Annotated in this window: 20 protein-coding genes and 1 pseudogene; 17 read left to right on the top strand and 4 right to left on the bottom strand. The window is 69.6% G+C overall.

Annotated features, from left to right (window positions below; genetic code table 11):
* The first annotated feature begins 68 nt into the window (after nt 1-68).
* Together OG509_RS09240 and OG509_RS09235 are read left to right on the top strand one after the other, a co-directional pair.
* Nucleotides 69-1,673: an ABC transporter substrate-binding protein gene (locus OG509_RS09240; protein ID WP_406181597.1), complete on the top strand. Its 1,605-nt coding sequence runs from the start codon at nt 69-71 to the stop codon at nt 1,671-1,673.
* A gap of 100 nt (nt 1,674-1,773) precedes the next feature.
* The gene (locus tag OG509_RS09235) at nt 1,774-3,363 is read left to right on the top strand and encodes an ABC transporter substrate-binding protein (RefSeq protein ID WP_406181595.1); all 1,590 of its coding nucleotides are present in this window, start codon (nt 1,774-1,776) and stop codon (nt 3,361-3,363) included.
* 98 nt (nt 3,364-3,461) lie between these two features.
* Here OG509_RS09235 and OG509_RS09230 read toward each other — a convergent pair whose 3' ends face one another.
* The gene (locus OG509_RS09230; RefSeq protein ID WP_406181593.1) at nt 3,462-4,136 is read right to left on the bottom strand and encodes a response regulator; all 675 of its coding nucleotides are present in this window, start codon (nt 4,134-4,136) and stop codon (nt 3,462-3,464) included.
* Between the two features lie 64 nt (nt 4,137-4,200).
* Nucleotides 4,201-5,127: a RecB family exonuclease gene (locus tag OG509_RS09225; RefSeq protein ID WP_406181591.1), complete on the bottom strand. Its 927-nt coding sequence runs from the start codon at nt 5,125-5,127 to the stop codon at nt 4,201-4,203.
* A gap of 186 nt (nt 5,128-5,313) precedes the next feature.
* On the opposite strand from OG509_RS09225, the gene OG509_RS09220 reads away from it, so the two are divergent.
* From OG509_RS09220 to OG509_RS09210, 3 genes are all read left to right on the top strand, one after another.
* Entirely contained in the window at nt 5,314-6,519 is a 1,206-nt protein-coding gene (locus OG509_RS09220; protein WP_406181589.1) for a site-2 protease family protein, read from the top strand.
* 18 nt (nt 6,520-6,537) lie between these two features.
* Nucleotides 6,538-7,434: a tRNA (adenine-N1)-methyltransferase gene (locus OG509_RS09215; protein ID WP_385588440.1), complete on the top strand. Its 897-nt coding sequence runs from the start codon at nt 6,538-6,540 to the stop codon at nt 7,432-7,434.
* A gap of 210 nt (nt 7,435-7,644) precedes the next feature.
* Complete coding sequence (locus tag OG509_RS09210; protein WP_406181587.1) at nt 7,645-8,247, top strand: hypothetical protein; 603 nt, start codon at nt 7,645-7,647, stop codon at nt 8,245-8,247.
* Nucleotides 8,248-8,251: 4 nt separating this feature from the next.
* On the opposite strand, the gene OG509_RS09205 is transcribed toward OG509_RS09210, so the two are convergent.
* Nucleotides 8,252-8,572 (bottom strand): ferredoxin, encoded by a 321-nt coding sequence (locus tag OG509_RS09205; protein ID WP_406181586.1) that lies wholly within the window; start codon nt 8,570-8,572, stop codon nt 8,252-8,254.
* Nucleotides 8,573-8,836: 264 nt separating this feature from the next.
* Between OG509_RS09205 and arc the strand changes: the two genes are divergently transcribed.
* The 6 genes and pseudogenes from arc to prcA all read left to right on the top strand — a co-directional run bounded on the left by arc (nt 8,837) and on the right by prcA (nt 14,642).
* Nucleotides 8,837-10,603 carry a proteasome ATPase gene (gene arc, locus OG509_RS09200; protein ID WP_030157184.1) on the top strand — a complete coding sequence of 589 codons (1,767 nt, stop codon included), beginning with the start codon at nt 8,837-8,839 and terminating at the stop codon, nt 10,601-10,603.
* A gap of 248 nt (nt 10,604-10,851) precedes the next feature.
* Nucleotides 10,852-12,363: a depupylase/deamidase Dop gene (gene dop, locus OG509_RS09195; RefSeq protein ID WP_385588432.1), complete on the top strand. Its 1,512-nt coding sequence runs from the start codon at nt 10,852-10,854 to the stop codon at nt 12,361-12,363.
* Nucleotides 12,364-12,533: 170 nt separating this feature from the next.
* Nucleotides 12,534-12,746 (top strand): ubiquitin-like protein Pup, encoded by a 213-nt coding sequence (locus OG509_RS09190; RefSeq protein WP_030016348.1) that lies wholly within the window; start codon nt 12,534-12,536, stop codon nt 12,744-12,746.
* Nucleotides 12,747-12,861: 115 nt separating this feature from the next.
* Nucleotides 12,862-13,037: pseudogene (locus OG509_RS09185) on the top strand (endonuclease domain-containing protein); the annotation flags it as partial.
* Entirely contained in the window at nt 12,989-13,828 is an 840-nt protein-coding gene (prcB, locus tag OG509_RS09180; RefSeq protein WP_406181583.1) for a proteasome subunit beta, read from the top strand. The pseudogene OG509_RS09185 and the gene prcB, both read left to right, overlap by 49 nt.
* A gap of 46 nt (nt 13,829-13,874) precedes the next feature.
* On the top strand, nt 13,875-14,642 hold the full coding sequence (gene prcA / locus OG509_RS09175) for a proteasome subunit alpha (RefSeq protein ID WP_406181581.1): 768 nt from the start codon (nt 13,875-13,877) through the stop codon (nt 14,640-14,642).
* Between the two features lie 52 nt (nt 14,643-14,694).
* Here prcA and OG509_RS09170 read toward each other — a convergent pair whose 3' ends face one another.
* The gene (locus OG509_RS09170) at nt 14,695-15,690 is read right to left on the bottom strand and encodes a LacI family DNA-binding transcriptional regulator (protein WP_406181580.1); all 996 of its coding nucleotides are present in this window, start codon (nt 15,688-15,690) and stop codon (nt 14,695-14,697) included.
* Between the two features lie 114 nt (nt 15,691-15,804).
* Here OG509_RS09170 and OG509_RS09165 point away from each other — a divergent pair, with 114 nt between their 5' ends.
* The 6 genes from OG509_RS09165 to OG509_RS09140 all read left to right on the top strand — a co-directional run bounded on the left by OG509_RS09165 (nt 15,805) and on the right by OG509_RS09140 (nt 22,168).
* Entirely contained in the window at nt 15,805-17,091 is a 1,287-nt protein-coding gene (locus OG509_RS09165) for an MFS transporter (RefSeq protein ID WP_406181578.1), read from the top strand.
* 58 nt (nt 17,092-17,149) lie between these two features.
* Nucleotides 17,150-18,511 carry a Pup--protein ligase gene (pafA, locus tag OG509_RS09160; protein WP_030157196.1) on the top strand — a complete coding sequence of 454 codons (1,362 nt, stop codon included), beginning with the start codon at nt 17,150-17,152 and terminating at the stop codon, nt 18,509-18,511.
* A gap of 104 nt (nt 18,512-18,615) precedes the next feature.
* A complete protein-coding gene (locus tag OG509_RS09155) occupies nt 18,616-19,554 on the top strand; it encodes an FKBP-type peptidyl-prolyl cis-trans isomerase (RefSeq protein ID WP_406181575.1) in 939 nt (312 codons plus the stop codon).
* Nucleotides 19,555-19,596: 42 nt separating this feature from the next.
* Nucleotides 19,597-19,974: an FKBP-type peptidyl-prolyl cis-trans isomerase gene (locus OG509_RS09150; RefSeq protein ID WP_053688747.1), complete on the top strand. Its 378-nt coding sequence runs from the start codon at nt 19,597-19,599 to the stop codon at nt 19,972-19,974.
* 153 nt (nt 19,975-20,127) lie between these two features.
* Nucleotides 20,128-21,084 (top strand): helix-turn-helix transcriptional regulator, encoded by a 957-nt coding sequence (locus tag OG509_RS09145; RefSeq protein ID WP_385588413.1) that lies wholly within the window; start codon nt 20,128-20,130, stop codon nt 21,082-21,084.
* A 115-nt stretch (nt 21,085-21,199) separates the two neighbouring features.
* Nucleotides 21,200-22,168 carry a YafY family protein gene (locus OG509_RS09140; protein WP_030860247.1) on the top strand — a complete coding sequence of 323 codons (969 nt, stop codon included), beginning with the start codon at nt 21,200-21,202 and terminating at the stop codon, nt 22,166-22,168.
* Nucleotides 22,169-22,248 lie beyond the last annotated feature (80 nt).

The following is a 22,248-nucleotide window of genomic DNA, read 5'->3' as shown; positions in this document are numbered from 1 at the left end:
CGGGCGACCGCCGCGAAGTGCCCTTTACGCCGCTTTGAGCAAGTGCCGGTCTAGGGAGTACTTCCAGCATGAACCGCAAGACCCTGGTGCTGACGGCCGCGGCCGGACTGCTCACCCCCACGCTCGCCGCCTGCGGCAGCACGAGTGGAGGCGCAGCGGGATCCGGAGTGATCGTCGTCGGAACCACCGACCGGTTCGAGGCGGCCGACTACGCCCCCGCACCGTTCGACCCGGCCTACGCCTACGACGCCGGCGCCTGGAACGTCCTGCGGCAGACCGTCCAGACGCTGATGCACACCCCCCGCGGCGGCGGCCAGCCCGTCCCCGAAGCGGCCTCCGACTGCCGCTTCACCGACACGGGCAACGAGAGCTACCGCTGCACCCTGCGCTCCGGCCTCAAGTTCGCGAGCGGCGAGCCCCTCACGGCCAAGGACGTCAAGTTCTCCATCGACCGCGTCCTCGCCATCAAGGACGAGAACGGCCCCTCCTCGCTGCTCTCCACCCTCGACACCGTCGAGGTGAAGTCCGCCGACACCGTCGTCTTCCACCTGAAGACCCCGGACGCGACCTTCCCGTACAAGCTCTCCACCCCCGCCGCCGGCATCGTCAGCGAGAAGAACTACGACGCCAAGAAGCTCCGCGAGGGCTTCGCCGTCGACGGCTCCGGCCCGTACACGATGAAGGCCGAGGTCAAGGACAACCACCTCGTCCGGGCCGTCTTCAGCAAGAACCCGAACTACAAGGGCGACTTGAAGCTGCAGAACGACAAGGTCGAACTGCGCACCTTCGACGACTCCGCGGCCATGGGCAAGGCCCTCACCGCCGGATCCGTCCACATGGTCTCCCGCACCCTGTCGCCCGCCCAGATCACCGAGTTCGCCGCCAAGCCGCCCAAGGGCGTCAAGCTGGTCCCGCTGCCCGGCCTGGAGATCCGCTACATCGGCTTCAACACCGACGCCCCGGCCGTCAAGGACAAGGCCGTACGCCAGGCCCTCGCCGCCGCCGTCGACCGCAACGCGATCATCGACAAGGTCTACGGCAAGTCCGCGCAGCCGCTGTACTCGCTGGTCCCCAGCTCCGTGCCCGGCCACGTCAACTCCTTCTTCAACAAGTACGGCGAGGCCAACACCGCGAAGGCCGCCGACCTGCTGAAGGCCGCCGGGATCAAGACCCCGGTCAAGCTGACGCTGAACTACACCAAGGACCACTACGGCGACGGCACGGCCACCGAGTTCGAGACCATCAAGAACCAGCTGAACTCCACCCAGCTGTTCGACGTCACCGTCCAGGGCTCCGACTGGTCCGACTTCCGGCCCGCGCAGAAGAAGGGCGACTACGCCGCCTACGGGCTCGGCTGGTTCCCCGACTACCCCGACGCCGACAACTTCCTCGCCCCGTTCCTGGAGCAGGACAACTTCCTGGGCACGCCGTACGCCAACGCCGCGGTGCGCACCAAGCTCATCCCCGAATCCCGGCGCGCCGTCGACCGCAACGTCGCCGTCCCCGCGATCACGGAGATGCAGGACATCGTCGCCGAGGACGTGCCCGTCCTGCCGCTGTGGCAGGGCAAGCAGTACGTCGCCGCACGCGACGGGATCACCGGAGTGGAGTGGTCGGTCAACGCCATCTCCGACCTCCAGCTGTGGGAACTCGGCCGCGGCGTCAGCGGCTGAGACCGGCAGTACGGCAGTACCGGCAGTACCGGCAGTACCGGCGGCGGGTGTCGCAAGCCGGCGCAACGAAACAGTTCGACTGACTGTGAAGGACGTTCGCGTGATGAGACGTAACCAATGGCTTGCGGCCCCGCTCGGCGCGGCCACCGCCGCCGCACTGCTCAGCGGTTGCGGTTCGACCGGCAGCCCCACCGCCGACGGCGGCGGCAAGGGCGTGGTCATGGGCATATCCGACCGGGTGCGGTCCACCGACCCGGCTTCCGGCTACGACGCCGGTTCCTGGCTGCTCTTCAACAACGTCTTCCAGTCCCTGCTGGCCTTCCCCAAGGGCGGCGGCACCACGCCGGAGCCCGACGCCGCGCAGAGCTGCAACTTCGAGGGCGGCGACAGCAAGCTCTACAAGTGCACCCTGCGCGCCGGCCTGAAGTTCAGCAACGGCCACGCGCTCACCTCCAAGGACGTCAAGTACTCCTTCGAGCGCACGCTGAAGATCAATGACGACAACGGCCCGGCCGTGATGCTCGCGTCGATCGCCGGCATCGACACCCCCGACGACAAGACCGTCGTCTTCCGCCTCAAGACCTCCGACGCGACCTTCCCCAGCAAGATCGCCTCGGGCGCGGGCTCGATCGTCGACCACAGCGAGTACCCGGCGGACAAGCTGCGGACCGACAACAAGGCCGTCGGCTCCGGCGTCTACAAGCTGGACTCGTTCAACGACAAGAGCGCAGGCTTCTCCGTCAACGAGAACTACAGCGGCAAGGCCAAGGCGAAGAACACCGGCGTGACGCTCAAGTTCTTCAACGGCGACCAGGCCGGCCTGAAGAAGGTCCTGGAGGGCGGCGACGTCGACTTCGCCTTCCGCGGCCTCGCCGCCAAGGACATCGCCGCCCTGTCCTCCACCAAGACCGGGGACCACAAGGTCGAGGTCGTCCAGGGCACCGGCGCCGAAGTCGAGCACCTCGTCTTCAACATGAACGACCCGGTCGCCGGAAAGCTCCCGATCCGCAAGGCCATCGCCTACCTCGTGGACCGCGAAGCGATCGTCAAGGAGGTCTACGACGGTACGACGACCTCCCTCTACTCGATCGTCCCGGCCGGCATCGCCTCCCACAACACCGCCTTCTTCGACCGCTACGGCGGCAGCCCGCAGCCGAAGAAGGCCGAGGCCGTCCTGCGCGCCGCCGGCATCAAGGACAAGGTGAAGATCACCCTGTACTCGACGACGACGCGCAACGGCCCCTCCACCGACCAGCAGTTCCAGCTCATCGCCAAGCAGCTCAACGAGAGCGGACTCTTCGAGGCAGACGTCAAGTCCGTCGAGTTCACGCAGTACGAGAAGGACATCCAGGACGGCAAGTACGGCGTGTACGTCAAGGGCTGGGTCCCCGACTACCCCGACGCCGACAGCTTCACCCAGCCGTTCTTCGGCCCGGACAACGTCGTGCACAACAACTACGACAACAAGGAGATCAGCGGGACGATCATCCCGTCGACCTCCGCCAAGTCCGACCGCACCGCGGCCAACACCGACTACAACCGCCTCCAGGACATCGTCGCCGACGAGATCCCGCTGCTCCCGCTCTGGCAGAGCAAGCAGTACGCCGTCACCCGCCAGAACGTGACCGGCCTGCAGTGGTCGCTGGACGCCTCCACCGTCTTCCGCTTCTGGGAGATCAGCAAGGGCTGACCCGACCCGGTACGGCGAAGGGGCCGGCAGCCACGCGATGCGGCTGCCGGCCCCTTCGGCCTGCTCAGGGCGTACCCCGCGCGCCGATGCCCCGCGCGCTACTGGCCCGCGCCCGGCCGCACCAGACCGCTCTCGTACGCGTACACCGCCGCCTGGACCCGGTCGCGCAGGCCCAGCTTCGTCAGCACGTGCCCCACGTGCGTCTTCACCGTCGTCTCACTGACGAACAGGTCCGCCGCGATCTCCGCGTTCGACAGGCCGCGCGCCACCAGCTTCAGCACCTCGACCTCCCGCTCGGTCAGCGTGCCCAGCGTGTCCGGCACGCTCTCCTGGCCCGACGGCAGGTGCCCCGCGTACTTGTCCAGCAGCCGGCGCGTGATGCTCGGCGCCAGCATCGCCTCGCCGCCCGCCACCACCCGGATCGCCTGCACCAGCTCGACGGCCGGCGCGTCCTTCAACAGGAACCCGCTCGCCCCCGCCCGCAACGCCTCCACCACGTACTCGTCCAGATCGAACGTGGTCAGCACGAGCACCTTCGCCGGCCCGTCCCGGCCCGGACCCGTGATCTGCCGGGTCGCCTCCACCCCGTCCATCCGCGGCATCCGGATGTCCATCAGCACCACGTCGGGCTGCAGCGCCCGTACCTGGTCCAGCGCCTGCAGACCGTCCCCGGCCTCGCCGACGACCGCCAGGTCCTGTTCGGCCTCCAGGATCATCCGGAAGCCGGTGCGCAGCAGCGGCTGGTCGTCGACCAGCAGGACACGGATCGCCACGGGGGTACCTCGTCTTCGTACGGCGGTATCGACGGACGCCGCCCATTCTGCCCTGATCGGCCGCTCAGGATTCCTCCGGGCGGCCCGCCCCCGGCCCGGCCCCCGCTTCCGGCTCGGCCCCGGGCCTCGGGACGACCATCAGCGGATACACCGGGGGAGTCCCGCCGAACTCCGGACACACCGCCCGGTGATCGCACCAGCCGCACAGCTTCGTCGGCCGCGGCCGCCACTCACCCGTCTCCGTCGCCTCCTTGATGGCCTCCCACAGCGCCAGCAGCTTGCGCTCCACCCGCTCCAGATCCGCGACCACCGGGTCGTACGTCAGCACGTCCCCGCTGCCCAGATACACCAGCTGCAGCCGCCGCGGCACGATCTGCTTGAGCCGCCACACCACCAGTGCGTAGAACTTCATCTGGAACAGCGCACCCTCGGCGTACTCCGGCCGCGGCGCCTTGCCCGTCTTGTAGTCGACGATCCGCACCTCGCCCGACGGCGCCACGTCCACCCGGTCGATGATCCCGCGCAGCCGCAGCCCCGACTCCAGCTCCGTCTCCACGAAGAACTCCCGCTCCACCGGCTCCAGCCGCGTCGGGTCCTCCAACGTGAACCACCGCTCCACCAGCGCCTCGGCCTCCGTCAGCCAGCGCGCCAGCCCCGCCCCTTCGTCACCCTCCGGGAACAGCTCCACCAGCTCCGGCTTCGACTCCAGCAGCCGGTCCCACTGCCCCGGGACCAGCGCCTTGGCCCGCGGCGCCGTCCGCTCCACCGCCGGGTGATCGAAGAGCCGCTCCAGCACCGCGTGCACCAGCGTGCCCCGCGTCGCCGCCGCACTCGGCTTCTCCGGCAGCTTGTCGATCACCCGGAACCGGTACAGCAACGGGCACTGCATGAAATCGCTCGCCCGCGAAGGGGAGAGCGAAGAAGGCGCCACAGCGCGCGGCGCTGCGTCGGCATCGGGTGCGCCAGGAACCGGACCGGGGCTCGTCGTCATGGACAAAACCCTACGACCCGCCGCCGACAGCGCGCGCATACCATCGACGACGGGCCCCTCGCACTGCATGATCGGAGCATCACACCGCGCCACCGGACACCCCGCCCCGCACCCACCGTGCACCTGCACCACACTGAGAGCACCGCCGGCCGCAACCCGCCGGACAGCACCGAACGAAGGACAGCCGTGGCAGACACCGACGAAACCGGCGAGCGCGCAGACAAGCGCTCCGGACCGGGCGGCGGCATCCTCATGGGCCGCCCCTTCGGCGTGCCCGTCTACGTCTCGCCCAGCTGGTTCCTCGTCGCCGCCCTCATCACCTGGGTCTTCGGCGACCAGCTCGACCGCGTCCTGCCCGACCTCGGCCCCGCCCGCTACCTCGTCTCCCTCTTCTTCGCCGTCGCCTTCTACGCCTCGGTCCTCGTCCACGAACTCGCCCACACCGTCGCCGCACTGCGCTTCAAACTTCCCGTGCGCCGCATCCAGCTCCAGTTCTTCGGCGGCGTCTCCGAGATCGAGAAGGAGTCCGAGACCCCCGGCCGCGAATTCGTCCTCGCCTTCGTCGGCCCCCTCCTCTCGCTCCTCCTCGCCGGCGCCTTCTACCTCGGCATGGAACTCGTCGACCCGGCCAGCGTCCCCGGCGTGCTCCTCGCCGGCCTGATGATCTCCAACCTGCTGGTCGCCGCGTTCAACCTGCTCCCCGGCCTCCCGCTCGACGGCGGCCGCATGCTCCGCGCCGTCATCTGGGGCATCACCGGCAAACCCATGACCGGAACCGTCGCCGCCGCCTGGGTCGGCCGCGGCCTCGCCGTCGCCGTCCTCATCGGACTCCCGATGCTCACCCACACCGGCATCCTCGGCTCCGGCACGGGTGCCATCGAGTCGACCGGCATGAACACCGTCATGGACGCCCTGCTCGCCGCGATCCTCGCCGCCATCATCTGGACCGGCGCCGGCAACAGCCTGCGCATGGCCCGCCTGCGCGAGCACCTCCCCGAACTGCGCGCCCGCACCCTCACCCGGCGCGCCGTCCCCGTCGAGAACGCCACCCCCCTCTCCGAGGCCCTGCGCCGCGCCAACGCCCACGGCGCCCGCGCCATCGTCGTCGTCGACGGCCACGGCGACCCCCTCTCCATCGTCCGCGAGAGCGCCATCGCCTCCGTCCCCGAACACCGCCGCCCCTGGGTCGCCGTCAGCACCCTCGCCCAGGAGCTCACCGACGGAATGAAGGTCTCCGCCGAACTCTCCGGCGAAGAACTCCTCGACCACCTCCGCGCCACCCCCGCCACCGAATACCTCGTACTCGAACCCGGCGGCGAGATCTACGGCGTCCTGTCCACCCTCGACGTCGAGAAGGCCTTCGTGAAGGCCATGGCGCGGCCCCAGTCCTGAAGCCAATACACTGGTCACATGTCCGAACCGACCGGTGCCGCCCGCCGACGCGGGCCCTTCGAGGTCGGGGACCAGGTTCAGCTCACCGACCCCAAGGGCCGCCACTACACGTTCACGCTCGAAGCCGGGAAGAATTTCCACACCCACAAGGGTTCCTTCCCGCACGACGAGCTGATCGGCTCCCCCGAAGGAAGCGTCGTCCGTACCACGGGCAACGTCGCCTACCTCGCGCTGCGTCCCCTGCTCCCCGACTATGTCCTGTCCATGCCCCGCGGCGCCGCCGTGGTCTACCCCAAGGACGCCGGCCAGATCCTGGCCTTCGCCGACATCTTCCCCGGCGCCCGCGTCGTGGAAGCGGGGGTGGGCTCCGGCTCCCTGAGCAGCTTCCTGCTGCGCGCCATCGGCGACCAGGGCATGCTCCACAGCTACGAGCGCCGCGCGGACTTCGCCGAGATCGCCACCGCCAACGTCGAGCGCTACTTCGGCGGCCCGCACCCCGCGTGGCAGCTGACCGTCGGCGACCTCCAGGACAACCTGTCCGACACCGACGTCGACCGCGTGGTCCTCGACATGCTCGCCCCCTGGGAGTGCCTGGAGGCCGTCTCCAAGGCGCTGGTCCCCGGCGGCATCCTGTGCTGCTACGTGGCCACGACCACCCAGCTCTCCAAGACGGTCGAGTCCATCCGCGAGATCGGCTGCTTCGCCGAGCCGCAGCCCTGGGAATCGATGATCCGCAACTGGCACGTCGAGGGCCTCGCCGTCCGGCCGGACCACCGGATGATCGGACACACCGGCTTCCTCGTCACCGCCCGCCGCCTCGCCGACGGGGTCGAGCCCCCGATGCGCCGCCGCCGCCCCGCCAAGGGCGCCTATGGCGAGGACTACGACGGACCCGGCAGCGACCGCTCCGCCTAGACGGCGGCGAGGCCGCCCGGCCACCCAACACCAAGGCGCTGTGGCGCAGTTCCCCGGACGATCCGGGAACTGCGCCACAGCGCCTTTTCGTTGTCCCACCAGGTGCCCCCCATACCGGTCCCAGCCGACACGGACCCGGCCGTTCCGCCCCGGTGTGAGGTGTGGCACGATGCTGGCTCCCCGTCACCCTTCGCACAGGAGACACCCCGCGTGCCGCACCGCCCCGCCGAGCTGACGCCGACACCGGAATTCCTGGGCCACAGCAGCACCAGGCCCCTCCACTGGCTCGCCACGGCCACCGCCATGGCCGCCGTCGTAGCCGCCGCGGGACTCATCCAGCCGGACGCGGCCGCCACCGGCCACGCCGGCCCCTCCACGGCCCCCGCGAGCGCCCCGCAGGCCGCCGCCCCAGACCCGGCCGCGGTCACGTACCCGCTGGACTGCAAGGGCCTCCCGACGGCCGTCACGGCCACCGCCCAGGGCGACCTCGACGGCGACGGCCGCCCCGAGAGCGTGGCCGCCGTACGCTGCGACGCCGGATCCGGCACCCCGCCCCACGCGATCTACGTACTCGCCCAGGACAAGACCCCCGGCGCGAAGCCGAGGGTCGTGGCCACCCTGCTGGAGGCCGGGAAGAGGCAGACCGCCACCGAGCTCACCGTCCGCGACGGAGTCGTCACCGCCAGCCTCATCGGGTACTCCTCGCCCCAGGTGCCCCGCTACAGCCCCGACGTGAAACAGCTCGCCAAGTGGCGCTGGAGCGGCGGAAAATTCCGCCAGGAGCTGACGAACTCAGACGCCAGGAGTGTTTGAAGCGTCACTCCGCGTCCGGACCGAACACCTCGACCCTGTCCGAAACGCGCCTTACGTGGATGCAGTCACCCGGGCACTCCTTCGCCGAGTCCACCACGTCCTGCAGCAGCGTCAGAGGAACCGGAGTCGTCGCCCCCGCCTCCACCAGAAGCTCGTCCTCAGGGCTCTTCACGTACGCCAGACCATCGATGTCCAGCTCGAACACCTCCGGCGCGTACTGCACACAGATCCCGTCACCGGTGCACAGGTCCTGGTCGATCCAGACCTCGAGCGGCTCGCCGGCCTGCCCGGCACCCCCCGTGGAAGCCTCCTGCTGCACGGTCATATCTCCTGCCGTTCCCTGCGCTCAGTGATCCGTTTCCGCCACAAGCCGCGGCAAGTCGCGCGAGCCCTGACGGGTGTTGAACAGTTCGACCTTACAACCGGCCGCTTTCCGATGTTGATGGGTGGGTATTTCCTTGGCGTGAGGGAGTACGCAAGGGTGAAGATCGGACACACCTCTACCGTCTTTGTGATCTAGGGGTTTCAATCACCACCAGCCCAGGTAGGGTCAGGAAGCGTCCAGCTCCCCTTGGAGGAGGTGAGGACCGTGGCAGCCCACGACGACGACATCAACCGCGGCATCCGGCCGGGGCGAGGGTCTGAGGACCCCGCCGGCCAGGTTGCCTATCTCGAGCAGGAAATCGCCGTCCTGCGACGTAAGCTCGCCGACTCTCCGCGACACACGAGGATTCTCGAAGAGCGGATCGTCGAGCTCCAGACAAACCTGGCCGGCGTCTCCGCGCAAAACGAGCGACTGGCAAATACGCTCCGTGAGGCCCGCGACCAGATCGTCGCGCTCAAGGAGGAAGTCGACCGGCTCGCACAGCCGCCGGCCGGTTTCGGTGTCTTCCTTCAGGCGAACGAAGACGGCACCGTCGACATCTTCACCGGCGGCCGAAAGCTCCGCGTGAACGTCAGCCCCAGCGTCGAACCGGAAGACCTCCGGCGCGGCCAGGAGGTCATGCTCAACGAGGCCCTCAACGTGGTCGAGGCCATGGAGTTCGAACGGGCCGGGGACATCGTCACCCTCAAGGAGATCCTCGAGGACGGCGAGCGCGCCCTGGTGGTCGGGCACACCGACGAGGAAAGGGTGGTGAGGCTCGCCGAGCCGCTCCTGGACATCACCATCCGCCCCGGCGACGCCCTCCTGCTCGAACCCCGCTCCGGCTACGTCTACGAGGTCGTCCCCAAGAGCGAGGTCGAGGACCTGGTCCTCGAAGAGGTCCCGGACATCGACTACGACAAGATCGGCGGCCTGGGCGACCAGATCGAGCTGATCCGCGACGCGGTCGAGCTCCCGTACCTCTACCCCGACCTCTTCAAGGAACACGAACTGCGGCCCCCGAAGGGCATCCTGCTCTACGGCCCTCCCGGCTGCGGCAAGACGCTCATCGCCAAGGCAGTGGCCAACTCCCTTGCCAAGAAGGTCGCCGAGGTGACCGGACAGGCCCAGGGCAAGTCCTACTTCCTGAACATCAAGGGCCCCGAACTCCTCAACAAGTACGTCGGCGAGACCGAGCGGCACATCCGCCTCGTCTTCCAGCGTGCCCGCGAGAAGGCCAGCGAGGGCACCCCCGTCATCGTCTTCTTCGACGAGATGGAATCCCTCTTCCGCACCCGCGGATCCGGAGTCAGCTCGGACGTGGAGAACACCATCGTCCCCCAGCTGCTCGCCGAGATCGACGGTGTGGAGGGCCTGGAGAACGTCATCGTGATCGGCGCCTCCAACCGCGAGGACATGATCGACCCGGCCATCCTGCGCCCCGGCCGGCTCGACGTGAAGATCAAGATCGAGCGCCCCGACGCCGAAGCCGCGAAGGACATCTTCGCCAAGTACCTCAAGGCCTCGCTGCCGCTCCACAGCGACGACCTCACCGAGCACTCCGGCTCGCCCGAGGTCGCCGTCCACAGCATGATCCAGACCGTCGTCGAGCAGATGTACGCCGAAACCGAGGAGAACCGCTTCCTCGAGGTCACGTACGCCAACGGCGACAAGGAAGTCCTGTACTTCAAGGACTTCAACTCCGGCGCCATGATCCAGAACATCGTGGACCGGGCCAAGAAGATGGCCATCAAGGCCTTCCTCGAACACAACCAGAAGGGCCTGCGCGTCTCCCACCTCCTCCAGGCTTGCGTGGACGAGTTCAAGGAGAACGAGGACCTGCCCAACACCACCAACCCGGACGACTGGGCCCGGATCTCCGGCAAGAAGGGCGAGCGGATCGTATTCATCCGCACCCTCGTCACCGGAAAGCAGGGCGCGGACACCGGACGCTCCATCGACACCGTGGCAAACACCGGTCAGTACCTCTGACCGAACAGGGCGGCTGCGGATGCCCTACCCGGGCACCCGCAGCCGACTGCTTTACCGACTGTCCTTTTCAGCCGGTGACGGGGTGAAGTCAATGACTGAAATGATCTCCCCACCAGCGCGGAGTGGTTCTAGGCTCTTCCGTACCGCCTCATCCGCAGTGCGGGGACGGGCACCGCACACGCACCGGAGCACCAGCGGTACTTGAGCGCCGCTCCCGAAGGGGAGCGCCGCCGGGCAAGGAGGGCCGCATGACCGTACGGCGAGTAATGGGAATCGAGACGGAGTACGGGATCTCCGTCCCGGGGCACCCGAACGCCAATGCCATGCTCACCTCGTCCCAGATCGTCAACGCCTACGCGGCGGCGATGCACCGGGCGCGCCGCGCCCGCTGGGACTTCGAGGAGGAGAACCCGCTGCGGGACGCCCGCGGCTTCGACCTCGCCCGCGAGGCCGCCGACAACAGTCAGCTCACCGACGAGGACATCGGCCTCGCCAACGTCATCCTCACCAACGGCGCACGGCTCTACGTCGACCACGCGCACCCCGAGTACAGCTCCCCGGAGATCACCAACCCGCTCGACGCCGTCCTCTGGGACAAGGCCGGCGAGCGGATCATGGCCGAGGCCGCCGTACGGGCCGCCCAGCTCCCCGGCGCCCAGCCCATCCACCTCTACAAGAACAACACCGACAACAAGGGCGCCTCCTACGGCACGCACGAGAACTACCTGATGAAGCGGGAGACCCCCTTCTCGGAGATCGTGCGCCACCTGACCCCCTTCTTCGTCTCCCGCCAGGTCGTGACCGGCGCGGGGCGCGTGGGGATCGGCCAGGACGGCCGCGAGCACGGCTTCCAGATCAGCCAGCGCGCGGACTACTTCGAGGTCGAGGTCGGCCTGGAGACGACGCTCAAGCGCCCCATCATCAACACGCGCGACGAGCCGCACTCGGACGCCGAGAAGTACCGCCGGCTGCACGTGATCATCGGCGACGCCAACCTCTCCGAGATCTCCACGTACCTCAAGCTCGGCACCACCGCCCTCGTCCTCTCGATGATCGAGGACTCGTTCATCAACGTCGACCTGGCCGTGGATCAGCCCGTGCGGACCCTGCACCAGGTCTCCCACGACCCCGACCTGCGACACCTGATCACGCTGCGCAGCGGCCGCACGCTGACCGCCGTACAACTCCAGATGGAGTACTTCGAGCTGGCCAGGAAGTACGTGGACGAGCGTTTCGGCTCCGACGCGGACGAGCAGACCAAGGATGTGCTGGCCCGCTGGGAGGACGTGCTGGGCCGGCTGGAGAGCGACCCGATGAGCCTGTCGGGGGAGCTGGACTGGATCGCGAAGCGCGAGATCCTGGAGGGCTACCGCAGGCGGGACGGGCTCGGCTGGGACGCCGCCCGGCTCCACCTGGTGGACCTCCAGTACGCGGACGTACGGCCCGAGAAGGGCCTGTACAACCGCCTGGTTGCCCGCGGCAAGATGAAGCGGCTGGTGGAGGAGCCGGCGGTGGAGCGCGCGCAGGGCAAGCCTCCGGAGGACACCCGGGCCTACTTCCGGGGCCGGTGCCTGGAGCAGTACGCGGACGACGTGGCCGCGGCCTCGTGGGACTCGGTGATCTTCGATCTCCCGGGCCGCGACTCGCTCCAGCGGGTCCCGACGCTGGAACCCCTGCGGGGTACCCGCAAGCACGTGAAGGAGCTCCTGGACCGCTGCCGCACGGCGGAGGACCTGGTGCGGGTACTCAGCGGGAACTGAGGGCTGAAAAGTCCCCGGTCCGGGAATCATGAAGTCAGCCGCACGTTATGAAAGTGCGGGGACGAATGCCGGGCCCTCCTTGTAGGGTCCGACGTAGGGTCTGATCTTGAGAGATCCCGATCCCGGGGTCTCTCGACATGAGCGCGCGAACCGAGCGGGGTGAGGTAGACATGGCGACCAAGGACACCGGCGGCGGACAGCAGAAGGCGACTCGCTCGACCGAGGAGGTCGAGGAGGCGGCGGTCGAGGAATCGACCGATCTCAAGGAACGCCAGGAAAAGCTCTCCGACGACGTCGACTCCGTACTGGACGAGATTGACGATGTCCTCGAAGAGAACGCCGAGGACTTCGTGCGGTCCTTCGTGCAAAAGGGTGGCCAGTAAGGCCCCTTTGCCTTCGATTCGAAGGTGATGGTAGGAGATGGCCGGGCTGGAGCGGAGCGAAGTCGTGCGCCCGATGCGGTGATGCAGAAGCCGCATCGGGCGTTCGATCCCGCAGGTTGATCACCGCCGTCGGACGGGTAGGGTCCGTGGCGTACTTTGCATCAACTGCAATTCAGGTCTTGGCGTGTTGAAAGACAACCCCGACCGCATGCGTCGGGCCGCCGCATATTTGGAGGGAACGCGTGGAAGCCAACACTCGTAGCACGGGGCGGCTGCCGGCAGCCTTCCTGACGCCGGGGTCCTCGTCCTTCATGGACTTCCTCGGGGCGCATGCGCCCGGGATGCTGCCGGGGAACCGGAAGCTGCCCGAGGGCGTTGTCGAGGCGCCGCACGGGACGACCATCGTGGCCGCCACCTTCCCCGGTGGGGTCGTGCTCGCCGGTGACCGCCGGGCGACCATGGGGAACATGATCGCGCAGCGGGACATCGAGAAGGTGTTCCCGGCCGACGAGTACTCCGCGGTGGGCATCGCCGGTACGGCCGGCCTGGCCGTGGAGATGGTCAAGCTGTTCCAGCTGGAGCTGGAGCACTTCGAGAAGGTGGAGGGGACGACCCTCTCCCTGGAGGGCAAGGCCAACCGGCTCTCCACCATGATCCGGAGCAATCTGGGCATGGCGATGCAGGGGCTGGCCGTCGTGCCGCTGTTCGCCGGGTACGACGAGGCCAAGGAGAAGGGCCGGATCTTCTCCTACGACGTGACCGGCGGCCGCTCCGAGGAGCACGGCTACGCCGCCACCGGGTCCGGTTCCATCTTCGCCCGCGGCTCCATGAAGAAGCTGTACCGCCCCGACCTGACGGAGGAGCAGGCCACCACCCTCGTCGTGCAGGCCCTGTACGACGCCGCCGACGACGACTCGGCGACCGGTGGTCCGGACCTGTACCGCCACATCTATCCGATCGTCACCGTCATCACGGACGAGGGATTCCGCAGGCTGACCGACGACGAGTCGCAGGAGCTCGCCCGTACGGTCACCAACCGTCGGCTGGAGCAGCCCGACGGCCCGCGCGCCGCCCTGCTCTGACCATCCGTCGCCCCGTAGGAGCCCAGAAGAAAGGGACGGACAGCCGGTGTCGACTCCGTTCTATGTGTCACCCCAGCAGGCCATGGCCGACCGGGCGGAATACGCCCGGAAGGGCATCGCCCGCGGTCGCAGCCTTGTCGTGCTGCAGTACGCCGACGGCATCGTGTTCGTCGGAGAGAACCCGTCCCGCGCGCTGCACAAGTTCAGCGAGATCTACGACCGGATCGGCTTCGCGGCCGCCGGCAAGTACAACGAGTACGAGAACCTGCGGATCGGCGGCGTGCGCTATGCCGATCTGCGCGGATACACCTACGACCGTGACGATGTGACGGCCCGTGGGCTGGCGAACGTCTACGCGCAGACGCTGGGCACGATCTTCTCGTCGGCCGGCGAGAAGCCGTACGAGGTGGAGCTGGTCGTGGCCGAGGTCGGTGCGACGGCCGCGGGTGACCAGATCTACCGGCTGCCGCACGACGGTTCGATCGTGGACGAGCACGGCTCGGTCGCGGTGGGCGGGAACGCGGAGCAGATCAGCACGTTCATGGATCAGCGCCACCGGGACGGGATGACCCTGTCCGAGGCGCTGAAGCTGGCGGTGCAGGCGCTCTCCAGCCAGGCGAACGGTGCGGACAAGACGATTCCGGCCGAGCGGCTGGAGGTCGCGGTGCTGGACCGGACGCGGGCCCAGCAGCGGAAGTTCAAGCGGATCCGGGGCCGGCAGCTGTCGCGGCTGCTGGAGGCGGACGTCACGGCGGCGGTGCAGGCCGACGCCGTGTCGAACGACGAGGCTCCCGAGGACGATTCCGAGGAGTAGATCGACGCGCGAGTGGCGCCCCCGGCCCTTTGGCCGGGGGCGTTTTCGTGTTTCAGGCGGGGGCGGGGCCCGTGGAGGCGCGGACGATGAGGTCGACGGGGAGGTCGGGGGCGGTCCAGGGGGCGCCGTCCAGGACGGCGAGGAGGGCGGTCATGCCCTGTTCGCCGACGCGTTCGGCGGGGAGGTGGACGGTGGTGAGCTCGGGTTCGACGGCGGTGGCGAGGGCGAGGTCGTCGAAGCCGGTGACGGAGAGGTCCTCGGGGACGCGCAGGCCCAGGCGCCGGGCGGCCTTGCAGGCGCCCGCGGCGAGGATGTCGTCGTCGCAGACGACGGCGGTGGGCCGGCCCTCGGGGGCCGCGAGGGCCGCCTCCATGGCCGTACGGGCGTCGGTGACGGTGAGGGGGGCCCGTACGGTGCGCAGCTCGGTGTGGGGCGGCAGCTGGGCGGCCAGGGCTTCGGCGCGGACGTGGAAGGTCCAGGAGTCGACGGCGGAGGCGAGGTGGAGGATGCGGCGGTGTCCGAGTGCGAGGAGGTGTTCGGTGATCTGGCGCATGCCGTCGGCCATGGCGAGGTTGACGTGGGCGGCGGCGCGGGTGGCGGTGGGGTCGCTGTCGAGCATGACGAGGGGGAGTTCGGCGTCGCCGATGGCGTCGAGGGCGTGGGCGGCCATGGAGGAGGCGATGACTCCGTCGAGGGCGGCGCGGGCGGAGGCGAAGGGGTCGCGGGCGGGGCCGGTGCCGTCGGGGGAGGGGTAGAGGACGACGCCGAAGCCGTGTTCGGCGGCGATGCGGGCGGCGCCGGTGTAGACGCGGGCGAAGAACTCGTTGGTGAGGGCGGGGACGACGAGGAGGGCGGTGCGGGTGGAGCCGAGGCGGAGGTTGCGGGCGGCGAGGTTGGGCCGGTAGCCGAGGGTGGTGGCGGCTTCGCGGACGAGGCCGGCGGTGCGTTCGGAGACGCGGCCGCGCCATTTGTCGCCGAGGACGAGGGAGACGGTGGCCTGCGAGACCCCGGCGGCGGTGGCCACGTCGCGGCTGGTGGGTCTCGTCACACTCTGCTCCTGGGCGCGGTCGTTCGGGTGGACCCCTGTGGTGTGGCCATGGTACGTATGACGGGTCACGTTATACGTATTACCCCGGCTGGAGCCGGGCAGAAGGGGGCCGTCATGGCCGCGGGATACGCGGAGCTGCTCAGGACCCGGCACGCCGCGAGGCTGCTGGTGGGCACGCTCGTAGGCCGGCTGCCGAACGGCACCGGGCCGATCGCGATCGTGCTGTTCACCCGGGCCGAGGGCGGCAGCTACAGCCTGGCGGGCGCGCTGGCGGCCGTGTACGGGCTGGCCAACGCGGTGGGTCAGCCGCTGCTGGGGCGGGCCGTCGACCTGTTCGGGCAGCCGCGGGTGCAGCTGCCGGCCGCGGTGGTGTCCGCGCTGGGCATGGTGTGGCTGGCGGTGGCGGGCACCGGGGCGCCGGTGGCCGCGTACGGCGCCGTGGTGGTGGCGGGGCTCTTCACGCCGCCGCTGGAGGGCGGGCTGCGGGCGCTGTGGCCGGGCGTGCTCGGCGGCAAGGAGGAGCGGGTGCACGCCGCGTACGCGATGGACGCGGTGGCCCAGGAGGTCATGTTCACGGTCGGGCCGCTGCTGGTGACGCTGTGCGTGGCGCTGTGGGACCCGGCGGTGGCGCTGCTGGTGATCAATGCCATCGGCGTGCTGGGTGCGCTGTCGGTGGTGGTGTCGGAGCCTTCGCGTGCCTGGCGTTCGGAGCCGCGCGAGGCGCACTGGCTGGGCGCGCTGCGTTCGCCGGGGCTGCTGGCGCTGCTGGGTTCGTTCTTCTTCGTGGGCGGGGCGCTGGGTTCGATCACGGTGGCGGGCGTGGCGTACGCCGACGACCACGGGAACCAGGCGGTGTACGGCTGGCTGATGGCGGCGCTGGGTCTGGGCGCGCTGGCCGGCGGGGTGACGTACGGGGCTCGCCAGTGGGCGGGGGCGCCGGAGCGGCGGCTGCGGCTGCTGGTGGCGCTGCTGGCGGTCTGCTACCTGCCGCTGATGCTGGTCCCGGGCCCGCTGCCGATGGCGGCGCTGGCGGCGCTGGCCGGTGTGTTCCTGGCGCCCGCGCTGGCTTGTGCGTTCATCGTCGTGGACCGGCACGCTCCGGCGGGGACGGTGACGGAGGCGTTCTCGTGGCTGGTGACGTTCTTCGGTGTGGGCGCGGCGATCGGTACGGCCGCGGCCGGTCCGGCGGTGGAACTGGGCGGTACGGCGTACGGGTTCGGCGTGGCGAGCGTCGCCGGTGCGGCGGCGCTGCTGGTGCTGACGGCCACTCAGCGGATCCTGGCCGCTCCGGGCCGGACGCGGACGGTGGCGGGTTCGCCGTCGGGATCCGCCGAGGGGGCCGACGGAGCCGCAGGCGGGGGTCCGGAGGACGGTCCGGCGGAGCGGCTCGTGGGGAACTGATCGAAACGGCGTTCACGAACCCGGTTTCAGAACAGTGCGAAAGGCGTAATGTTCAGTCATGGACCGCCGCATTTTCGGGCTGGAGAACGAGTACGGCGTCACGTGCACGTTCAGGGGACAGCGCCGACTGTCTCCTGACGAAGTGGCGCGCTACCTCTTCCGCCGTGTTGTGTCATGGGGCCGCAGCAGCAATGTCTTCCTGCGGAACGGCGCCCGCCTGTACCTCGACGTGGGTTCGCATCCGGAATATGCAACTCCCGAATGTGACAACGTGACGGAACTCGTCACGCACGACAAGGCGGGCGAGCGCATTCTCGAAGGTCTGCTCGTCGATGCCGAACGCCGCCTGCACGAGGAGGGAATCGCGGGCGACGTCTATCTCTTCAAGAACAACACCGACTCGGCGGGCAACTCGTACGGCTGCCACGAGAACTATCTGGTGGCCCGGCACGGGGAATTCTCCCGCCTGGCGGACATCCTCATTCCGTTCCTCGTCACGCGTCAGCTGATCTGCGGCGCGGGCAAGGTGCTGCAGACCCCCCGGGGCGCGGTCTACTGCGTGAGCCAGCGGGCCGAGCACATCTGGGAGGGCGTCAGTTCCGCGACGACCCGGTCCCGGCCGATCATCAACACCCGGGACGAGCCGCACGCGGACGCCGAGCGCTACCGCCGCCTGCACGTGATCGTCGGGGACTCGAACATGTCCGAGACGACCATGCTGCTCAAGGTCGGGGCCACCGACCTGGTGCTGCGCATGATCGAGGCGGGCACGGTGATGCGGGACCTGACCCTGGAGAACCCGATCCGGGCGATCCGCGAGGTCAGCCACGACATCACGGGCCAGCGCAAGGTGCGCCTGGCGAGCGGTCGCGAGGCCTCGGCGCTGGAGATCCAGCGCGAGTACTACGACAAGGCCGTGGACTTCGCCGAGCGCCGGGGGATCCGTACCGGCACGGTGGACCAGGTGCTGGAGCTGTGGGGCCGCACCCTCGACGCGATCGACGCGGAGGACCTGGACCGGATCGGGACCGAGATCGACTGGGTCATGAAGTACCAGCTGATCGAGCGGTACCGGGCCAAGCACGGCATGACCATGTCGAACCCGCGCGTGGCCCAGATAGACCTCGCGTACCACGACATCCACCGCCGGCGCGGGCTGTACTACCTGCTGGAGCGCAAGGGGCAGGCGGCGCGGATCTGCAACGACCTCAAGATCTTCGAGGGCAAGTCGGTTCCCCCGCAGACCACGCGGGCGCGGCTGCGCGGTGACTTCATCCGCCGGGCGCAGGAGCAGCGGCGGGACTTCACGGTCGACTGGGTGCATCTCAAGCTGAACGACCAGGCGCAGCGGACCGTGCTGTGCAAGGACCCGTTCCGGTCGGTGGACGACCGGGTGGAGAAGCTGATCGCCGGGATGTGAGATCGCGCTGATCTCGTGCAGGGCCCCGTACGGATCTCGTACGGGGCCCTGCGCACGCCTTAGAGTGGCGTCGACCGCACCGCCGTCTGAGATCTGAGGAACACGTGCGCCGACTTGCCGGCCTGCTTGTCGTACCCCTTCTGCTGCTGTCGACAGCAGCCTGTGGCGACAGCGGCTCCGACTCCGCCGAGATGAAGAACGGGGCGCCCGCGATCACGAAGGGTGCCAAGTTCGGTGAGACCCCGACCCTGTCGAAGGGCAAGGGCGACCCGCCGAAGGAGCTGAAGGTGGTGACCGTCAGCGAGGGCAACGGCCCGGTGCTGAAGAAGGGCGACGTCGCCCAGGTCAACTACTACGGCCAGGTGTGGGACGGCAAGGAGCCGTTCGACCAGAGCTTCGGCAAGGGCAAGCCGTTCGAGGTGACCATCGGTGCCGGAATGGTCATCAAGGGCTGGGACCAGGGTCTTGAGGGCAAGAAGGTCGGCAGCCGTCTGGAGCTGGTGATCCCGCCGGACCTGGGTTACGGCGACAAGGGTTCCGGCGACAAGATCAAGCCGAACGCCACGCTTGTCTTCGTCGTGGACATCGTCAAGGGCACCTCGGTCCCGGCCTCGGCCAAGGGCAAGGAGGTCGCGCAGGACGACAAGGACCTGCCGAAGATCGGTACGAACACGGACGGCAAGGAAGTCTCCGTGACCGTTCCGAAGGACTCCACGCCGCCGGCGAAGCTGGTCTCGAACTACGTGCTGGAGGGTGACGGCCCGGCCGTCAAGGACACCGACAGCGTCGTGGTCAAGTTCAACGGCAAGACGTGGAAGGACGACAAGACCTTCGAAAGCACGTACGCCACGGACCAGACGGTGACCTGGCCGATGGACCAGCTCTCGGTCAAGGGTCTCAAGGAAGGCCTGACCGGCAAGAAGGTCGGCAGCCGCATCCTGCTGGTCATCCCGCCGGACCAGGGCTTCGGCGACAAGGAGACGGGCACCATCCCGGCCAACTCGACGCTCGTCTTCAGCCTCGACATCCTCGCCGTGATGTAAGACTGTCCGGGTTGACCTGATTCAGTTTTGAGGAGCAGTTCCGTGAGCAACCAGCTCGAGAAGCCCGAGATCGACTTCCCCGACTTCCCGGTCCCCGCCGACCTGGTCATCGAGGACATCTGGGAGGGCGACGGCGCCGAGGCCACGGCCGGCAACAAGGTCTCCGTCCACTACGTGGGCGTGTCCTATTCCACGGGTGAGGAGTTCGACGCCTCCTGGAACCGCGGCGCCCCGCTGCAGTTCATCCTGGGCATCGGCCAGGTCATCGCCGGCTGGGACCAGGGCGTCCAGGGCATGAAGGTCGGCGGCCGGCGCAAGCTGGTCATCCCGGCCCACCTGGCGTACGGCGACAACAGCCCGACCCCCGCGATCAAGCCGGGCGAGACGCTGATCTTCGTCTGCGACCTGATGGGCGTCTGATTCGACGTACCGTGATCGGTAAATGGGCCCCCGCCGTCAGGCGGGGGCCCTCGCTTTTGCCGGGGCGCGCCGGGGCGGTACGGTCAACGGTCACGGACGCGTCGTGCGTGCCGTGGGTGCAACGTGTGGGCGGAGAAGGGCGGAAGGGCGTCGATGGCGATTGCCAAGGCCGAGCGGCTGATGAATCTGGCGCTGTGTCTGCTGGGGACCCGCCGGCCGCTGAGCAAGCGGGAGCTGCGCGGTTCCATCGAGGCGTACATGGAAGCCGGCAACGACGAGTCGTTCAACCGCATGTTCGAGCGGGACAAGGACGATCTGCGTGAACTCGGCCTGGTCATCGAGACGGTGGAGAACCTGGAGGGCGAGACCGGCTATCTCGCGCGCCGCGACAGCAACCGGCTGCCGCCCGTCTCCCTCGACGCCGAGGAGGCCGCCGCCCTGGGGCTCGCGGCCAAGGTCTGGCAGCAGGCCCGCCTCGCCGGAGCCGCCAGCGGCGCCCTGCAGAAGCTGCGCGCGGGCGGGATGCCGGAGGCGGGGGACCCGTACGAGGGCCAGCACAGCGCCATCGAGCCGCGCATCCCGGTCCACGAGGCGGCCTTCGAACCGCTGATGCTGGCCTGCCGCGACCGCCGGCCGGTGGTCTTCGACTACCGCAAGTCCACCGCCGCGCGCCCCGAGACCCGGCAGGTGGAGCCGTGGGCGCTGGAGTGCTGGCGCGGCCACTGGTACCTGGCCGGCTACGACCGCGACCGCGGGGCGGAGCGGGTGTTCAGGCTCTCCCGGATCACCGGCAAGGTCCGCTCGCGGGCGGCCGCGTACACCGCCGAGGTCCCGGACGTGGTCACCGTACGGGAGACCGTGGCGAGCTGGGCCGGGGAGAGCGCGGACCGCTCCGCGCTGATCCGGCTGCGGTCCGGGGCCGGGTATCCGCTGCGGGCCAAGGCCACCGCCGTGCGCGAGGGCGGGGACGGCTGGGACGAGCTGGAGATCCCGTACGGGCACGGGCTCGACGCCTGGCTGGTCGAGTTCGGGCCGGACGTGGTGGTCGTGGCCCCCGCCGACCTGCGGGCCGACGTCGTGGACCGGCTGCGCGCCGTGGCCGCTGGCTGAGGCCGCCCCGGCGGACCGGACCGGCCCGAGCCGCCCCGGCCGCCGCCCGATCCGCCGCACCGATCGCACCACCGCACCGTTCGCAAGACGTGCCCTGAGGGGGAGACGTACCAGCATGGCTGCCAACGCCATCGACCAGACCCGCCGGATGCTGTCCCTGGTGACGTACCTGCGCGAGCGCCCCGGGGCGCACGTCGCCGACGTCGCCCGCGCCTTCGGGATCACCGAGGACGAGCTGATCTCGGACCTCGACGTGCTGCCCATGTGCGGGACCAGCTTCCGCGGCGGGGACCTGCTCGACATCGACACCGACGGGGAGCGCATCTGGTGGCGCAACCCCGACGCCTCGGGGGAGTCCACCGCGGAGCCGCTGCGCCTGGCGGCCGACGAGGCGACCGCGCTGCTGGTCGCCGCCCGCGCCGTGGCCACGCTGCCCGGGCTGCGCGAGAGCGACCGGGACGCGCTGCTGCGCGCCACCGCGAAGCTGGAGGCGGCGGCCGGCGAGGCGGCCGGGGCCAGCTCCCGGCTGTCGGTGACCTTCGAGGCGGAGGGCGGGGTCTTCGCGGACGTCGACCGGGCCATCGCGGAGCGCCGCCGGCTGTGGCTGCGCTACTACTCGCCGGCCCGGGACGAGCTGACCGAGCGCAAGGTCGACCCGATCCGGCTCTTCGCGGTGGGCCACACGTACATGGAGGGCTGGTGCCACCTCTCCGAGGCCCGGCGCACCTTCCGCCTCGACCGGGTCGCCGAGATCCGGCTGCTGGACGAGCGGGCCGAGCCGCCCGCCATCGAGCCGCGCGACCTGTCCGAGGGACTCGTCCAGCCGGCCGCCGAGGACCCGGAGGTCGTGGTCGAGGTCGGGCCGGGCGGCCGCTGGGTCGCCGAGTACTACCCGCACGACAGCGCCGAGGAGCTCTCCGACGGCGGCCTGCGGATCACGCTGCGCAGCCCGGACCCGGCCTCGTTGCGCCGGCTCGCGCTGCGGCTGGGCCGCGAGGGTCGGATCGTGGCACCCGCGGAGCTGGCCGACAGCGCGCGGCAGGCGGCCCGGGAGGCGCTCGCCGGGTACGGGGAACAGGGCTGAGGAACCGGTACGAGCAGGGCTGGGCAAGGGGAAGCGGCGGGGCCGTGCGGTACGGGCCGTGCCGTACGGGAGCTGCGCCG

The sequence above is a fragment of the Streptomyces sp. NBC_01006 genome, from assembly GCF_045162725.1.
GTDB lineage: Bacteria > Actinomycetota > Actinomycetes > Streptomycetales > Streptomycetaceae > Streptomyces.
This window is presented reverse-complemented; position numbering and strand designations above follow the sequence as displayed.

Bases quoted from the DNA above. Each gene is read 5' to 3' on its own strand.
- dop (WP_385588432.1), top strand. From the start codon at position 10,852: ATGACCGTACGGCGAGTAATGGGAATCGAGACGGAGTACGGGATCTCC.
- OG509_RS09190 (WP_030016348.1), top strand. From the start codon at position 12,534: ATGGCGACCAAGGACACCGGCGGCGGACAGCAGAAGGCGACTCGCTCG.
- OG509_RS09140 (WP_030860247.1), top strand. From the start codon at position 21,200: ATGGCTGCCAACGCCATCGACCAGACCCGCCGGATGCTGTCCCTGGTG.
- pafA (WP_030157196.1), top strand. From the start codon at position 17,150: ATGGACCGCCGCATTTTCGGGCTGGAGAACGAGTACGGCGTCACGTGC.
- OG509_RS09240 (WP_406181597.1), top strand. From the start codon at position 69: ATGAACCGCAAGACCCTGGTGCTGACGGCCGCGGCCGGACTGCTCACC.
- OG509_RS09215 (WP_385588440.1), top strand. From the start codon at position 6,538: ATGTCCGAACCGACCGGTGCCGCCCGCCGACGCGGGCCCTTCGAGGTC.
- OG509_RS09165 (WP_406181578.1), top strand. From the start codon at position 15,805: ATGGCCGCGGGATACGCGGAGCTGCTCAGGACCCGGCACGCCGCGAGG.
- OG509_RS09225 (WP_406181591.1), bottom strand. From the start codon at position 5,127: ATGACGACGAGCCCCGGTCCGGTTCCTGGCGCACCCGATGCCGACGCA.
- OG509_RS09145 (WP_385588413.1), top strand. From the start codon at position 20,128: ATGGCGATTGCCAAGGCCGAGCGGCTGATGAATCTGGCGCTGTGTCTG.
- OG509_RS09205 (WP_406181586.1), bottom strand. From the start codon at position 8,572: ATGACCGTGCAGCAGGAGGCTTCCACGGGGGGTGCCGGGCAGGCCGGC.